This window comes from Candidatus Trichorickettsia mobilis, from assembly GCF_034366785.1.
GTDB classification, from domain to species: domain Bacteria; phylum Pseudomonadota; class Alphaproteobacteria; order Rickettsiales; family Rickettsiaceae; genus Trichorickettsia; species Trichorickettsia mobilis_A.
Window position 1 is genome coordinate 1,173,685 of sequence record NZ_CP112932.1, and the last position, 16,391, is coordinate 1,190,075.

The window sequence follows — 16,391 nt, forward strand, 5'->3', positions numbered from 1 at the left end:
AACTGTGTCATTTAAAAAATCATTTATTTATTTAATATCTTCTTTGAGAGAACCGTAATATTTGATCTTGTATTAGTTTTCCGGACAATGCATCTGAAAAAGGAGTAAGAAAAAAGATGCCTAAAGGAATAAAATATACGGATGAATTTAAAAGAGAGGCAGTAAAGTTAGCGCAGTCTGCGGATAAACCGGTAAAACAAATGGCCGGAAAACTAGTCCAAGATCACTATTCAGATAATTTTAGTGCTTCAGCTACAGAAGTAATTACCGGCAAATCCACACCATGTATATTTGTCAGCTTAGTAATTAATTTTACTGATTCAGCCCCTTCAACCAAATATGGATAGTTTTTCAAGAATCCATTTATATCATGTTCTGATTGATGATACAGCTCATATCCAAACTTAGTATTACGGGAAGTATTGGAGTAGCAAGTAAGTACAAGATCACCTAATACACCGGGTTGCAGTAAAGTTTCGGCTTTACCACCAAGTGCTTGCGATAAAACAGCAATTTCTTGTAGACCTTGAGTAATCAACCAGGCTTTTGCATTTTTCTTATAACCCATTGCATCATAAATACCACTTTTAATAGCAATAATATTTTTTATAGCTCCTGCAATCTGCACAGTAATGATATCTTCGGTAGTACTAGTAACCAAATTTTTTGATTCTATGCTCATCGCAATTTTTTCTGCTAATTTAATATCTTCGCAGGCAATTGTTACTGAAGTTAATAAATCTTGTACAACCTCAGAGGCAAAGTTAGGACCAGCAATAAAAGCTATTCTATTTGGTAATAAAGATTTGATTTTTTCAGATAATAGCTGTACCGGCTCATCAACAACTCCTTTTGTAGCAATTAATAATACGGTATCTACTGATATTTGTATGTCTCTTAAAATATTGATAACTTGAATGATAGCAGTAGATGGTACTGCTATTATTATTACTTCTTGATCTTTTAAAGTAGATACTTGATTAGAAGGTAAAATATTATCAGGTAATTTTACTGTACCAAAATATTTATTATTAGTGTGATGTTGCAATATTTCTTTAATAATTTCTGGATTACGTAAATATAACAATACTTGCTTAGTTACTCTAGACACAGCACAAGCTAAAGCTGTACCCCAACTACCCCCACCATATACCGCAAAATGCTGAAACTTACTCATTAATAACCCTAGCTATCATATGTGTTTCATTAAAGCCTGTTAATTGAGCTGCAACAATCATTCCTGCTCCATAATTTCTATCTAACCTCACTGGAATAAAATTTTCAGTATGTGCCATCTGCTTATTTTCACACAATAACTCTACATGTTGATGCATGTGCTTTTGAAAAAACTTGTGCAACTGTTGTTCTCCTGAATCTCGTAAGATTGCAGCTCTAGTTTTTATGATATCTACTGGCACCTGCGGCATTCTTGCTGCCGGAGTTCCATCGCGTACCGAATAAGGGAAAATATGTAAATATTGTAAATCTGCATCAATTATCAGTTTTTTGGTATTTTCAAACATTTCATCAGTTTCGGTAGGAAATCCGGCAATAATATCAGCACCAAAAGATACATTATTACGCACTGCACGTAGCTTATGACAAAATTCAATTACCTGATGACGATTATGCCTACGCTTCATCCGCTTCAATATCATGTCATCTCCTGCCTGCAAACTAATATGAAAATGTGGCATTAATCTTGAAGAATGCGCCATAATTTCAAATAATTCATCATCAATCTCAGCAACATCAATTGATGATAACCGTAATCTCAGTAGTTCTGGTACAAGATTAAACACTCGTTTAATCATCTGCGCTAAGGTAGGGCAACCTGGTAAATCAGCACCATAGGCAGTAATATCAACTCCGGTAAACACTACTTCATTATAACCCAGCTCCACTAAATGCCGAATTTGCTCTACAATGACTCCGATAGGAACTGAACGACTATTACCTCTGGCAAACGGAATAATACAAAATGTACAACGATGATTGCAACCATTCTGTATTTGTAGAAAAGCTCTTGCTTTACCGTCAAAATGACTTATCAAATGATTGGCAGTCTCTTTGATTTGCATAATATCATCAACCACTACTCTATCATCATCTAACTGATAATATATGTGTGATAATTTTTCCTGATTACCGATTACTTTATCTACTTCTATCATATTAGCAAATGCCTGCGGGTTATTTTGTACCGCACAACCCGTTACTATTATTTTAACTGCAGGATTATTCTTTTTTGCCTTACGAATAGCTTGACGAGCCTGCTTTTCTGCTTCTTTAGTAACAGTACAAGTATTAAATACAATTACATTATCAAGATTTGCCAATTGTAAGTTTTTCTTGATCACCTCACTCTCAAAAATATTTAATCGACAACCGAATGTAACTACTTCAGTTAATCTATCTTGGGTCATAAAATTGACTAAAAAAATCTGTTGATCATATAATAAAGTATATATATGATATTTTGCATGTAATATATAGTAAAATTTCTAAGTACTACTAACCACTGATGGTAAAGATTAGTTTACCAAATCACAAAACAAGCTTCTATGACTGCATTTCGTCTATCATTATTACTATGTTTATTGATTTGCAGCGGTTGTAGTACGGTTGATTATTATTCATATTCCTGTGATCAATTACGACAAGCTTATCTTAGCGAACAAAGGCAGGCTAACGAACGCTCAAACTTCCAAAACTCTATACAACGCCCAAAACAGGGCTATAACATAGCTAAACTGCCTCAAGATTGGAGGAGAGAACGTAATAACCCTACGCTAAGCGCTATTGAACAAGTTGCTAATGATAAAAGATGTAAATTTTAATTTATTAAATTTCTTCATCATTTTTATTAATATACCTCTTCAACTTCAAGAGTTGGTAGAAGAACGAGTGGTGCTCTTGCGCAGCGTATATTAATACGTGAGCACAAGAGCATCCCGAAGTTCGACACCCCAAATCTTGAAGTTCAAGAGGTATACTCATAATAATACTTTCCTATAGCAACTAAAGTAGCTGAGCCAGTCATAATGATATCCGTCTCATTTCGGGACATACTTAAACTGCCATACTTAAAAACTACTTCAGCTGCAGCATCCATAAACCCTAATTTTACCGCAGCAGCAAAACTTACACAAGCGCCACTACCACAAGCAAGAGTAAAGCCAGCTCCTCTTTCCCAAACTGACAAATAAATCTTATTATCTTTAATATAAGCAAAATCTACATTTATTCCATCAGGAAATAGTTCATGTTCTTGCAACATTTTACCAACCACTTCCTGATCTTGACTATTTAAATGACTAAAAATCACTAAATGTGGATTACCAATATCAGCACAAATCATTTCTTTAGGATCAAACATGTATCGTTCGGCAACATGCCATATCTCTTCACTGGTAGGCATCCACTGCTCATTAAAACTTACCGCTCCCATATTTACCATAATCTGGTTGGAAGCTAGTACTTGAGCAGTTATTTTTCTTCCGGCAATTTTAATATCAATATTTTCTTTGTTTGAGTTAATATATAGTAACTTAGCTAAACATCGTACTGCATTTCCGCAAGCCAATGCTCTAGAGCCATCCTGATTATAGACTTGCATCTCATAATAATCATGATATTTTTGGTAAACGATAAACTGGTCACATCCTAATCCCAAGTGACGATCAGCAACTATTAAAGCTAACTTCTCTAAGTCATACTTAGTAGGCAGAAGTTCAGCATCAATAATAACAAAATCATTACCTAAACCATGCATTTTAGCAAAAACTATTTCTCGTGACATCAGAATCTTCGTTATAAATTATTTATAAAAATATGGTTGGCTAGTTGGATAAAAAATTTCTTCACAGCGCTCAAAAATAGTAATATACTAAACCAGTTTATTATTACTATATTTAAATATATACAAATTAAAAAATTTACGTTCATCTATTCTTTGGCTTAAATTGCTTATAACATAATTTTAATTTTTATGCTTAATGATATATTAAAACATCTTACAGAATTAATTAACTGCCAATCCATTACTCCATTAAGTGATGGTTCAATAGAATATATCGAGAAGTTATTAACACAGCATGGGTTTTCTGTAATCACTAAAACATTTGGAGAGCATGATTATCAGGTTACAAACCTTTATGCCGTATACGGCGCTAGTAAACCTAATATTTGTTTTGCTGGACATGTTGATGTTGTACCAGCTGGTGATCGTGACTCATGGAGTCATAATCCGTACAAAGCAACAAAGGTAGAAGATAAAATTTATGGCCGTGGTGTCGTAGACATGAAAGGCGCTTTAGCCTGTTCTCTTGCTGCGACCATTGAGTTTATAAAGCTAAAACCTAAGCTAAATGGTTCAGTTAGTTTTTTACTAACCAGCGATGAAGAAGGTGCAGCAAAATATGGCACTAGTAAAATGCTACCATATCTTACCAGCTTAAACCATAAAATAGATCTCGCAATCCTTGGCGAACCGACTTGTGAGCACGAAGTAGGTGATATTATGAAAATTGGCAGGCGTGGTAGTGTCAATTTTACTCTGACTATTCATGGAATTCAAGGTCATGTAGCTTATCCGGAATTAGCTGAGAATCCCATTCATTGTCTAGTCAAAATAATGCATAATTTATCCAGCTTACAGCTAGATTATGGCAGCAAACAATTTATGGCTTCTAATTTAGAAATTACTTCAATTGATGTAGGTAATAATACTACAAATATCATACCTGGAACTGCTTCAGCCAAATTTAACATTAGATTTAACGATCTTCATGGAGCAGAATCAATTGTTACTTTGATCAAAAGAATTGTTGAACAACATACGTTGAAATATGAGCTTATTCCTTCAGTATCTGCGAATGTGTTTATCCAGGAACCAAACCATCTTATTAGCGAATTTGCTAAGATCATACCGCAAATTACTGGCATTATCCCCAAATTTTCTACTAGTGGAGGAACATCAGATGCTAGGTTTATTAAAAACTACTGCCAAGTTGTAGAGTTTGGGTTACTATCAGAAACAGCACACAAAATTGATGAATATACAACAATTAGTGATTTACAAAGATTATATAGCGTGTATTATGGAGCGTTAGAAAAATTTGTTGGGTAAAGTAAAACGTTCTTAGGCATTATTTTTGGTTTTTGAGGGATTAATTATAGAAATATACAATAATTCATTCTTTCATCTATCTGCTTATAACGACTTAAGAGAGTGTTCACTGAACTGTGTCAAGTGGTCATTGAGAGATGTAACCGAAGCAATGGCGGATCTTGCTTATATAATTGATAGAATTCAGCGAACACTTTCGTCTTAATACGTGAGGAGTGTGTAAATCTTCAAGAATGACATACAATCAACAGATGATTTTTACCAAGCGTATTATATGCGGGTGTGGCGAAACTGGTAGACGCACTAGATTTAGGTTCTAACGCTGCAAAGCGTGGGGGTTCAAGTCCCTCCACCCGCACCAAACAATATAGATTTAAAAATATTCTTCTTTCCAAATACCTCATGTCATTTGACTTCTTGAGTTGGATAGACGAAATTTAACTTCATTTAGTTAGTAGGTAATTTTTGATGCAAGTTACAGAGTTAAAAAAAGATGGTCTAGACTTTCATATTAGAGTTGTTATTCCATCAACAACGATTACTGATGAGATCAATAAAGAATTTGCTGATTTAGCTAAAAAAGCAAAAATGCCAGGGTTTCGTGCTGGGAAAATTCCTCTAAATATTATTAAGCAGAAATATGGTGCTTCTGTTAGAAGTGATATTATTCGTCACAAAATTAACCAGACTATTCATGACCTTATTGAAAAAGATAAGCTCAATCTTGCTATTGATCCCACTATTATCGATAGTATCACTGAAGAAGACAAAAATCTTGAATTTACAGTAAAATTCGAGTTAATGCCTGAAATCGCATTACCAAACTTTAAAGAAATATCAATTGAAAGACCTACTTTAGAGGTCAAAGATCAAGATATCGATCAACAACTTAGTGAATTAGTGCAATCTGCTAAGGTATATGCACAAGAAACCGACAAACCAGCTGCTATTGGTGACCAAGTTACTATCTCAGCAGTTGGATATATTGATGGTGTGGCATTTGATGGTGGTAAACTTGAAAATCATAAACTAGTTCTTGGCAGCAAAGCTTTTATTAGTGGATTTGAGGATCAATTAATTGGTAGTAAAGCCGGAGATCAAGTTGCGGTAAACGTAACATTTCCAGAAGATTATCATTCAGCAGGATTAGCAGCAAAGCCTGCTATGTTTGATGTAAAAGTCATGGCTATCCATACTGCTGCTACTCCTGAAATTAATGAAGATTTTGCCAAAAAATTCAGCTGTGATACTGTAGAAAAATTACGTGATAAAATTGCGGACGACCTTAAAGCAAGGATGAAAGAACAAATACATACTATACTAAAAATGCGTTTGTTCAATAAACTGGAACATATTCTGAATTTTGCTGCCCCAGCATCTCTTGTAGATAGAGAATATCAATTTTTAAAAACAAAATCGGCTTATAATACTACTGAAGATGCTATTACTGACACTGAAGATGCTAAACTTGAAGAATATTATCAAAAATTAGCACTACGTCGTGTCCGTATTGGTTTATTACTAGCTGAGTATGCGCGCATCAAGGATTTAAAAATTAATCAAGATGACATTAGGAAAGCTATTTTACAGCAAATAAGACAATTCCCTAACCAAGCAAAAGAAGTGATGGAATATTATCAAAAGAATAGGCAGGCTGTTGAAGCGTTGCATGGCCCTATCTTGGAAGAAAAAGCAGTCCAGCACATATTTGAACACGAACTTTCAATGATCGAAAAAGCATATTTTTTAGAGGAACTAGAAAGTCTTTTAGATCAAGAAAATGATAATGATATCGCTTAAATTCTAAAGAACATTCAATAGACATTTTACATAACATAGAAATTTGAGAAATTTTTCAGATAAAACACTGCAAAAAAGATCGCAGATGTCAATGATATAGCTAGAGTCAGTGAGCTTGGGATGATAAATTTTAGTGTGAGGCCTTGCGCAAGCTTTATAATACGTGAGCACAGGTGAATCACGCGAAATTTTATCGTCCCAAGCTCACTGACCGACGCTATACATGCTGCATTTTGGGTCAAGTTGACACAGTTCATTGAACCATACGCGTCAAGTTAAGAAAAAAGACGATACAAACCGTCTTGCTTGAGACCGTTTATGGTCGAAGCAATCCAGTTATAGTTACTCATTTTACTGGATTGCTTCGGGCTTTAGCCCTCGCAATGACGGAGGCGGCTAAAACTCCTCAGCTCAGACGGGTTTATATTGCTTCATTTCCTTAACTTGACGCGTATGGTTCATTGAACACTCTCGGATTGCTTCGATTTTTAATAAAATCTCAGCTCAGATGACTTTTTCTAAAAACCATAAACCGTGAACTATATGATTATTTAGTAATCACCCCATGAAATAATTGTAAAATCATGACAACCGAGATAAGTTAGAGGTCTAATGAATAAATGGATATATTATTTTGCTACTGGAGTTGCTGAAGGTAGCGATGACATGCAACATCAACTTGGTGGTAAGGGTGCAGGACTCGCAGCTATGTCCAAATTAAAAATGCCAGTACCTCCAGGTTTCACTATCACTACCGAAGTTTGTAATTATTATTATGAACATCATGATATATTACCATTAAGTTTTCATAATCAATTGCAACATAGTTTACAGCGCCTAGAAAAAGATACCGGAAAACTTTTTGGTGGAACTATAAACCCATTATTATTATCTGTTCGCTCGGGAGCAGTAGTTTCAATGCCAGGAATGATGGATTCTATCTTAAATCTTGGGATGAATGATGAGGTTTGCAATGCTATAATCAATCAAACTCAAAACAAGCATTTTGCGTTTGACTGTTATCGCCGTTTTTTAGAAATGTATGGATCAATTGTATTAAAGATTCCCTATTACTTATTTGAAGATAGTTTTGAACTTAATAAAACGCAAACAAGTTTACAACAAACCAATGACATAGTTAGTATCGAATCTTTAGAAAAAACTATAGATGATTTTAAGAAAATTATTATCAAATATTCTGGTCAGGAATTTCCCACCGATCCTTATCTACAACTACAATCAGCAATTGAAGCGGTATTAAGATCCTGGAAGAATGATCGCGCTATTACTTATAGAACACTACATAATATTCCAGAAAGACTAGGAACAGCAGTTAATATCCAATCTATGGTATTTGGCAATACTGGCAATCATTCTGCTACTGGAGTAGTGTTTACTCGTTGTCCATCTACAGGTGAGAAAAAGCTTTTTGGTGAATTTTTAATAAATGCTCAAGGGGAAGACATAGTCGCCGGGACTAAAACTCCAATGCCGATTATGGATAATCATAATTCAATGCAAACACTCTTGCCTTCTGCGTTCCAAGAACTGCAAGATCTTTGCAGGCAGCTTGAACTCCATTATCGTGATCCACAAGATATAGAATTTACAGTAGAGAATGGCAAATTATATTTATTACAAACGCGTAGTGCTAAAAGAACTACCAGTGCTGCTATTAAAATAGCAGTAGATATGGTACAAGAAAAATTAATCTCAAAAACTGATGCGCTAATGCGTATTGAACCGGAATCATTAAATCAATTGCTACATAGTAGAGTTGATTATAGTAAGCCATTGGAAGTAATAGCTCAAGGTCTACCGGCCTCTCCAGGAGCAGCAACTGGTATTGTGGTATTTTCTACCCAAGAAGCTGAGTTGATGGCTACACACCATAAAGTAATTCTAGTACGTAATGATACCAGCCCGGAAGATATAAAAGGAATACATGTCTCTACAGGGATAGCTACTGCTCGCGGTGGAATGACTTCACATGCCGCAGTAGTCACCAGAGGTCTTGGTAAGCCTTGTATATGTGGCATCAGCGGTAGCACCATTGATGAAACCAATAAAACTTTTAAAATTGGTGATATAATTATTAAACAAGGTGACGAAATCACTATTGACGGCACTACTGGAAAAGTATTTTTAGGTAGAGTTCCATTAGTTCATCCAGTATTTTCCGATGAATTTATCACTATACTTGGTTGGGCTGATGAGATTCGTGACTTAAAAGTTAGAGCTAATGCAGAAACAACACTAGATGCTAAAATGGCTTTAAAATTTGGTGCACAAGGTATCGGCTTATGTCGTACCGAACATATGTTTTTTGATGCCGATAAAATTCCATTAATAAGAGAAATAATTGTAGCGCCTGATGTCACACGGCGGAAATCAGCAATAGCAAGATTATTGCCGTTACAAATTGAAGATTTTAAAGAACTATTTCGAATTATGAATGGCTTACCTGTAAACATCAGGTTACTTGATCCACCGTTGCATGAATTTTTACCAACGCAAGAAATTGATAAAATAGCTTTAGCAAAAAGTCTAGATCTCCCTTTAGCTATTATCCAGCAAAGGCTACATGCTTTGCATGAGGTCAATCCAATGCTAGGACATCGAGGATGCAGACTAGGTATTTCCTATCCTGAGATTTATCAAATGCAAGTAAGAGCCATTTTAGGTGCGATTCAAGCTTTACAAGAAGAATCAACGCCAATACCGGTAATGCTTGAGCTGATGATTCCGTTAATTAGCAATGTTAATGAGCTAAAAACACTAAAATTACATATCCAGGAAGTTGTTGATGATTTTCCTCAAATATCAGCACCTATTTTAAATCGCATGAATGAGTCTACAGAAACTGCTACCATACATTTCACTATCGGCACGATGATCGAGTTACCAAGAGCAGCTTTGCAAGCTGGAATAATAGCTGAGGAAGTGGAATATTTTAGTTTTGGCACTAATGATTTAACTCAAACTACTTATGGTATTTCCAGAGATGACGTTGCTTCCTTTCTACCTGATTATTTAGCTCAACAAATTTTTCCACATGACCCATTTATTCAATTAGATGAGGCTGGAGTAGGAGAATTAATTAATATTGCTGTAGAGCGCGGTAGGTTGCGTAATCCCAAGCTGAAGCTAGGAGTGTGCGGAGAGCATGCTGGTAATCCACAATCAATAAGATTTTTCCATAAATTAGGACTGGATTATATTTCCTGCTCTCCTTACCGCATCCCGATTGCCATAGTGGCCGCAGCGCAAGCAAAAATATTAGGATCATCCAGGAATAATAATTTAGGAATATCATGAGTTTTATAGACAATCTGGATAAAATTCTACAAAAGCATCAGGAACTAACGGAAAAACTTGCTAGCGGCATTACTGGTGATGAATTTATCAAAGCTTCAAAAGAATATGCTGAACTAGATAATATAGTCTTTACCATAAATCAATATCATAAAGCATTGGCTGATTTAAAAGACACTCAGGAATTAGCAAGAGGTACTAATTTGGATTCGGCAACACAAAGTATGATCGAGGAAGAATTACGTACTCTTGAAGAGCTTATTCCGAATCTGGAGCATCAGGTAAAAATTGCCTTACTGCCAAAAGATGAAGCAGATAGTAAAAGTGCAATTCTTGAAGTACGAGCCGGTAGTGGCGGTGAAGAAGCGGCACTATTTGCTGCACAGTTATTTAATATGTATCAAAAATATGCAGAATTAAAAGGATGGAAGTTTGAGATACTCTCTATTTCTGATACTGGAATTGGTGGCTATAAGGAAGCAACTGCTGCTATTAACGGCAATAATGTATTTGCCAAATTAAAATTTGAATCAGGAGTACACCGAGTCCAACGTATTCCTGAAACCGAATCTAGTGGTAGAATTCATACTTCTGCAGCAACAGTTGCCGTGTTGCCAGAAGCAGAAGAAATCGATATTAAGCTTGAAGATAAAGACCTAAAAATAGATACCTATAGAGCTTCTGGCGCTGGTGGGCAACATGTAAATACTACTGATTCAGCGGTACGAATTACTCACCTACCAACAGGCATTGTGGTTGCTTTACAAGATGAAAAATCACAACATAAAAATAAAGCCAAGGCTTTAAAGATTTTACGCTCTAGAGTATATGAAGCAGAACGGCACCAGAAAGAAATGGAAAGATCTTTATCAAGAAAAGGCCAAGTAGGCTCTGGAGACCGTTCTGAACGAATCCGTACTTATAATTTTCCGCAAGGACGAGTGTCTGACCATCGCATTAATCTAACATTGTATAAAATGGAAGAAGTGGTAAGAGAAGGTAAATTAGATGAATTTATTGAAGCCTTAATCGCTGACGATGAGGCTAGAAAACTGGCAGAGGCTAGTATAGTGTTATAGCATCGTGAGTATTGGGATTCACGAAACGTTAGTATGCTACACATAATGCATCATCACTAGGAACCGTTAGGCTTCGTGGTGATCTAGAAAGCATAGAGTGAAAGAACCCTTTTTCTAGGAACTGTTAATCAACACTCACATAGCATAAGCCCTGGTTAGCTTCAAGAATTTGCAAATCAAAATAGCTCGCAGCCACAGCAATGTTGTTGCTAATCTAAGCGTCCTACAAGTGGTAATTACCGAGTTAAAAGCAGAAGGAAGATGCCATATGGATCTAGAGCATAGGCAAGTAAAATATATAAACAATATTATCGAATCTGACCATGGTAAACTGAAAAGACTGATCAAACCTACTTTAGGATTCAAGTCAATGAAAACGGCTTATGCTACCATAATATGCTACCATAAAAGGATTTGAGATAATGCGTATTTTAAAAAAAGGCAGGTTTGATCTCTGGAAATATAGCAAAGGAATTCAAGGAGAAATTCTTATCACTGATAATCTATTGGGTTATTAAAACTCCAAATAACTACTATAATTCCTAACTCCTAAATATTTACAACAGCGCCTCCGCAAGTACCAAACGTAAATTAGTCATATTCTCTCGATTTTAGTGAGGCAAAGGCTTCGAGAGCACTGTTACGCGATTGCTTTAGATCAATAATTGGATAAGGATAGTCTTTACCTAGTCTGATACCAGCATTATGTAATATATTTTTCTGCGCTTCCCATGGGTTAAAAAGATACTTATCTGGCATTCTTTTTAGCTCCGGAACAAATTTCCTTGTATATTGACCAATAGGATCAAACTTTTGTCCCTGTGTTACTGGATTAAAAATACGAAAATATGGAGCTGCATCTGCTCCACACCCTGCTATCCACTGCCAACTTGCACTATTATTAGCAAGATCAGCATCAAGTAAGCAATCCCAAAACCACCTTTCTCCGTGATTCCAATGCAATAGTAAGTTTTTAACCAGAAAAGAACCAACTATCATTCTAACACGATTATGAATATAACCAGTTTGCCAAAGTTCTCTCATGCCAGCATCAACAATAGGAATACCTGTCTGACCTCTCTGCCAGTATTTTAATAAATTCAAGTCTTGAGACCAAGGAAAAGCATCAAATTTATTGTTTAAATTTTGTTTAGGAAGACCAGGGAAATAATATAGTAAATAATAAGAGAACTCTCTCCACCCTAATTCACTACAAAAATGATCAATATCATTACTATATCCCAAACCATTACTTAATTGGAGTCTATACCATACATAATTAGGTGATATCTCGCCAAAATGCAGATAGGGGGATAACCTCGAAACATTTAATTTATAAGGAAAGTTACGACCTTCTTTATAACCATTTAGGCCTTCATTAAGAAATGAATCAAGTCTTTGATGAGCAGATTCTTCTCCTATGTTCCAAGATTTCGTTAATTTATCATGCCAAGGTATTTTAGAAAGTAATTTTAAATCATTTATATCAGTTAAATTATTACCGTCATCTAAGAATAGTGTTGTCGGATTTGGAACAGGTTCTCGGGGTGGTTTTCCTCCTAGACAACCTCTTCTATAATAAGGAGTAAAGACCTTATAAGGCTTACCATCTTGTTTTAGAACTTCCCAAGGTTCCCACAAGAGAGAGCCATTATAACTCTTGACTAAGATGTTATGCTCTTCAAGTAATTTTTTTATATCTTTATCACGTTTGATTTGCCAAGGTTCATAACATCTATTCCAATATACACTACTTATAGAAGCATTTTTTGCAATTTCTAATAAGATATTCGCCGGGTTTCCCCTGTATACTCTAAGATTTCCTTGTAGCGAGGCATTAAGAGAAACAAGAGAGTGATATAACCACCAACGACTTGCAGATCCCATAAAATATTCACCTGAATTTACATCATCTAAAATATAAACCGGTAAAATTTTGCCACAGCTAGCTGCATCAAATAATGCAGGACTGTCATTTAAGCGTAAATCTTGACGAAACCAGTGTATTACTTTTTGCATAAGTTTAAAATCCTATTTCTTTCTCATCCCAAACAAATAATTTACCTGTCTCCTCTTTTGTTAAATTGAGAAGCACCTCAATCATTTTGGCGTTGTTGCATGAATAGGATTTTTGAAATAGTACCTCTTCCCCCCAAATTTTGATTTAAGCAACAAGTATAAAAATTGGTTTGTCAATCTCAAACATTTTGTTCAAGAGTTGGCATTTAAGGTCATCTCATTTTTCATGTTATTGCCATCTCTTGACAAAAATTTACTGCTAAAAGAATTCTTAAATCTGAAGAAAGTATTTTCTGCTAACTCTCTTCTTCCATATTTGTTCTTATTCCTACAAGCATGATAGCCTTTAGTTTGTTGATACGCAACACCTTGCTGACGCTCGGTTTCTGTTTTTTTAGCAACTAGGCGATTTAGCGGTCCAATTGACGGTTTCACGCTTTTTGCTCGCAGCATTTGATATATATTTTCACCATCATATCCAGGATCGGCTAAAACTTCTTTTGTTTTGACGTTTTCCAATAATGCTTCAACTTGAGATCTATCGTCTTTATCGTGATCAGAGTAGAATCGGCAATTATTTGGCCGTTATCTCCTACGACAATATGCAGCTTCTTCCATATCCTACGTGTATATTGGTTCTCATGTTTTCTCTAAACACTCATTACCTGTATAAACTTGAATCCCCGTACTATCAATAGATACATAATCAAACTCTTTGTTTCCATTGCCAATCAAAGACTCGGTATTTAACTTCTTACTGCGTCTGCTTAAAGTCGTATAGTCAGAGCAAGTGATCGATAATCTTAATATCTCTAATAGCCAATTAATAAACCCTTGGCACTGTCTTAGTTTTAAATTAAATAAATATCTAATTTGTTGACATACAAGAATAGGCTTTATCGCTATATATTGTCTGCCCGCCACGTTTTTTATTACCGCTACTCTCGACATACCAATTCCTACTTAGACCCTTGGCGATCTATAGTCTATGCGTCCTCTTATTCACTTTGAATTTTGAATGTTTTCGAGATTTACTAAAGGGTTCTTTTTTGGAGGAACGCATTTATTATTTTTAAGAGATATTAATAAAAATCTTATATTACCGGCTTATAAAATATTTTCATACTTGTTGATTCATGCAACACGCCAATAAGATTCGTTTTGTTTGAGGGTGTTGTCAAAGCAATCCAGTTGAAAGCTCGTATTAAGAATGGTTTTGTGATTAGGTGTGCTAAAAAACAGCAAAATCAAAAACTCACAGCTTATTTTCCCTTGATTGTTTCGCCTTTGGTTCACAATGACGTTACTAAAAATGCGTGAACTACTATCGCACCATTAACTAATAAAATCAAAATCTTTTCCGGCTTTAATATAATCCCTAATTCTGCTCATTAAATCTTGGAAATAAAACAAGTTATGCCAGGTCATCAACATCGCCCCCAATATTTCATTTACTTTGACTAAATGATGTAAGTAAGCTCTTGTATAATTTTGGCAAGTTGGGCATAAGCAATCATGCTCCAGGGGAGTATCATCTTCTGCATGTATACTATTACGTATGTTGAGAGTGCCGCTTTTGATAAATGCTTGGCCATTACGACCTGAACGAGTTGGAATAACACAATCGAACATATCAATACCTCGAACGACCGCTCCAATGATATCTGCAGGTTTTCCAACTCCCATTAAATATCGTGGTTTGTTAATTGGTAGTAGATCTGGAGTATAATTTAGTACCTTAAACATTATTTCTTGACCTTCTCCTACCGCAAGCCCACCAATAGCGTATCCTTCAAAATCTAGTTGTTGTAAGACACTTGCTGATTTTTTCCGTAAATCCTGGTAAACACTACCTTGTACAATCCCGAACTGTGCATATCCCGGTTTGGCTATAAATGCATTGCGGGAGCGTTCAGCCCATCTTGAAGTTAGTTCCATCGATGATTGCGCTTGGTCAAAGCTAACCGGGTAGGGGGTACATTCATCAAAAGCCATGCTGATGGTGCTATCCAATAAATGTTGAATCTCAGTAGCTCGTTCTGGGCTTAGTAGATGTTTACTACCGTCAATATGTGAATTAAATGTTACTCCCTCTTCCGAGATTTTACGCAAATTTGATAAAGACATTACTTGAAAACCACCAGAGTCCGTTAGAATAGGATGTGGCCAATTCATAAATTTATGTAAACCACCAAGCTTGGCTATACGTTCTGCCCCAGGCCTTAACATCAGGTGATAGGTATTACCAAGAATAATATCTGCGCCAGTGCTTTTTACAGATTCGGGTAACATTGCTTTTACCGTACCTCTAGTACCAACTGGCATAAAGGCTGGAGTACGAATCTCTCCGTGGGCGGTATTAATTAACCCTAATCTTGCTTTTTTATGTTGATTTAATAGTTGAAAAGTAAATTTAGGTTGTTTCATATTATTTTATTTCTACTAGAACTAGGTCTTTTTGAATTAATGAGCGAAAATCATCGTTCATATCATACCAATATCGTTTTACATCAACTTTTATCGATAAATTAGATTCTTCTAGCTCTTCTTCGAGCTCAAATATTAGTGATCTATCATCTACATGTTCGATGATGCATAAATCCAGATCAGAAAATTTTCTGTGAGTACCTTTGACTCTAGAGCCATAAGCATAAAATGTATAAGGATATTTTTGTAAAATAGGTTTCAAGATCATTAAATCTTCTGGGTCAAGATAGATCATTTTTGCTTCCTAAAGCTTCCAAATTAAGTGCTAGTTCCGCTAAAGCTTTAGAAAAATCATCAAAAACTGCAATTACTGCCTCTACATTATCTTTATTATAAGTATGTGCAGTAATATTTCTTATATCGATAAACTTAAACCAAATTCTTGGGTCAGAAATTAAACCAGCAACTGCCGCTTCACGAAATATTGCTTTTTTGTAATAGAGATTTTTATCAGGAGTTTCTAATATACGCTTCATGATTTTCCAGGCCAGCTCATAACAAAATTCAAAAGCTTGAATTGCGCCTGCTTTGTCACGATCTGTAATCATATTTTTTCTAAA

General features: G+C 35.4%; 14 protein-coding genes, 1 tRNA gene and 1 pseudogene. 7 read left to right on the plus strand and 9 right to left on the minus strand.

Annotated features, from left to right (window positions below; all coding sequences use genetic code 11):
• Positions 1–226 precede the first annotated feature (226 nt).
• Both Trichorick_RS05385 and mtaB read right to left on the minus strand, forming a co-directional pair.
• Positions 227–1,177 carry an NAD(P)H-dependent glycerol-3-phosphate dehydrogenase gene (locus tag Trichorick_RS05385; protein ID WP_323737990.1) on the minus strand — a complete coding sequence of 317 codons (951 nt, stop codon included), beginning with the start codon at positions 1,175–1,177 and terminating at the stop codon, positions 227–229.
• A complete protein-coding gene (gene mtaB / locus Trichorick_RS05390; protein WP_323737991.1) occupies positions 1,170–2,426 on the minus strand; it encodes a tRNA (N(6)-L-threonylcarbamoyladenosine(37)-C(2))-methylthiotransferase MtaB in 1,257 nt (418 codons plus the stop codon). The genes Trichorick_RS05385 and mtaB overlap by 8 nt, the downstream gene beginning before the upstream one ends.
• Before the next feature lie 138 nt (positions 2,427–2,564).
• Between mtaB and Trichorick_RS05395 the strand changes: the two genes are divergently transcribed.
• Positions 2,565–2,840: a hypothetical protein gene (locus Trichorick_RS05395; protein WP_323737992.1), complete on the plus strand. Its 276-nt coding sequence runs from the start codon at positions 2,565–2,567 to the stop codon at positions 2,838–2,840.
• Positions 2,841–2,983: 143 nt separating this feature from the next.
• Here Trichorick_RS05395 and dapF read toward each other — a convergent pair whose 3' ends face one another.
• Complete coding sequence (dapF, locus tag Trichorick_RS05400) at positions 2,984–3,802, minus strand: diaminopimelate epimerase (RefSeq protein WP_323737993.1); 819 nt, start codon at positions 3,800–3,802, stop codon at positions 2,984–2,986.
• A gap of 189 nt (positions 3,803–3,991) precedes the next feature.
• On the opposite strand from dapF, the gene dapE reads away from it, so the two are divergent.
• From dapE to Trichorick_RS05430, 6 genes and pseudogenes are all read left to right on the plus strand, one after another.
• Positions 3,992–5,131: a succinyl-diaminopimelate desuccinylase gene (gene dapE, locus Trichorick_RS05405; RefSeq protein WP_323737994.1), complete on the plus strand. Its 1,140-nt coding sequence runs from the start codon at positions 3,992–3,994 to the stop codon at positions 5,129–5,131.
• A 276-nt stretch (positions 5,132–5,407) separates the two neighbouring features.
• Positions 5,408–5,492, plus strand: a tRNA-Leu gene (locus Trichorick_RS05410).
• Positions 5,493–5,599: 107 nt separating this feature from the next.
• Entirely contained in the window at positions 5,600–6,931 is a 1,332-nt protein-coding gene (gene tig, locus Trichorick_RS05415; protein ID WP_323737995.1) for a trigger factor, read from the plus strand.
• Positions 6,932–7,543: 612 nt separating this feature from the next.
• Positions 7,544–10,249 (plus strand): pyruvate, phosphate dikinase, encoded by a 2,706-nt coding sequence (gene ppdK, locus Trichorick_RS05420; RefSeq protein WP_323737996.1) that lies wholly within the window; start codon positions 7,544–7,546, stop codon positions 10,247–10,249.
• Positions 10,246–11,325 (plus strand): peptide chain release factor 1, encoded by a 1,080-nt coding sequence (prfA, locus tag Trichorick_RS05425; RefSeq protein WP_323737997.1) that lies wholly within the window; start codon positions 10,246–10,248, stop codon positions 11,323–11,325. The genes ppdK and prfA overlap by 4 nt, the downstream gene beginning before the upstream one ends.
• A gap of 235 nt (positions 11,326–11,560) precedes the next feature.
• A pseudogene (locus Trichorick_RS05430) lies at positions 11,561–11,843 on the plus strand (DDE-type integrase/transposase/recombinase); the annotation flags it as partial.
• 73 nt (positions 11,844–11,916) lie between these two features.
• Here the strand turns inward: Trichorick_RS05430 and Trichorick_RS05435 are convergent.
• From Trichorick_RS05435 to Trichorick_RS05460, 6 genes are all read right to left on the minus strand, one after another.
• The gene (locus Trichorick_RS05435) at positions 11,917–13,344 is read right to left on the minus strand and encodes a cryptochrome/photolyase family protein (protein WP_323737998.1); all 1,428 of its coding nucleotides are present in this window, start codon (positions 13,342–13,344) and stop codon (positions 11,917–11,919) included.
• Between the two features lie 192 nt (positions 13,345–13,536).
• The gene (locus Trichorick_RS05440; protein ID WP_410250238.1) at positions 13,537–13,863 is read right to left on the minus strand and encodes a transposase; all 327 of its coding nucleotides are present in this window, start codon (positions 13,861–13,863) and stop codon (positions 13,537–13,539) included.
• A gap of 120 nt (positions 13,864–13,983) precedes the next feature.
• Complete coding sequence (locus Trichorick_RS05445) at positions 13,984–14,295, minus strand: transposase (RefSeq protein WP_323737999.1); 312 nt, start codon at positions 14,293–14,295, stop codon at positions 13,984–13,986.
• A 384-nt stretch (positions 14,296–14,679) separates the two neighbouring features.
• The gene (tgt, locus tag Trichorick_RS05450) at positions 14,680–15,771 is read right to left on the minus strand and encodes a tRNA guanosine(34) transglycosylase Tgt (RefSeq protein WP_323738000.1); all 1,092 of its coding nucleotides are present in this window, start codon (positions 15,769–15,771) and stop codon (positions 14,680–14,682) included.
• Position 15,772: 1 nt separating this feature from the next.
• Positions 15,773–16,066, minus strand: coding sequence for a nucleotidyltransferase domain-containing protein (locus Trichorick_RS05455; protein WP_323738001.1), 294 nt, complete (start codon positions 16,064–16,066; stop codon positions 15,773–15,775).
• On the minus strand, positions 16,053–16,379 hold the full coding sequence (locus Trichorick_RS05460) for an HI0074 family nucleotidyltransferase substrate-binding subunit (protein ID WP_410250239.1): 327 nt from the start codon (positions 16,377–16,379) through the stop codon (positions 16,053–16,055). The genes Trichorick_RS05455 and Trichorick_RS05460 overlap by 14 nt, the downstream gene beginning before the upstream one ends.
• Positions 16,380–16,391 lie beyond the last annotated feature (12 nt).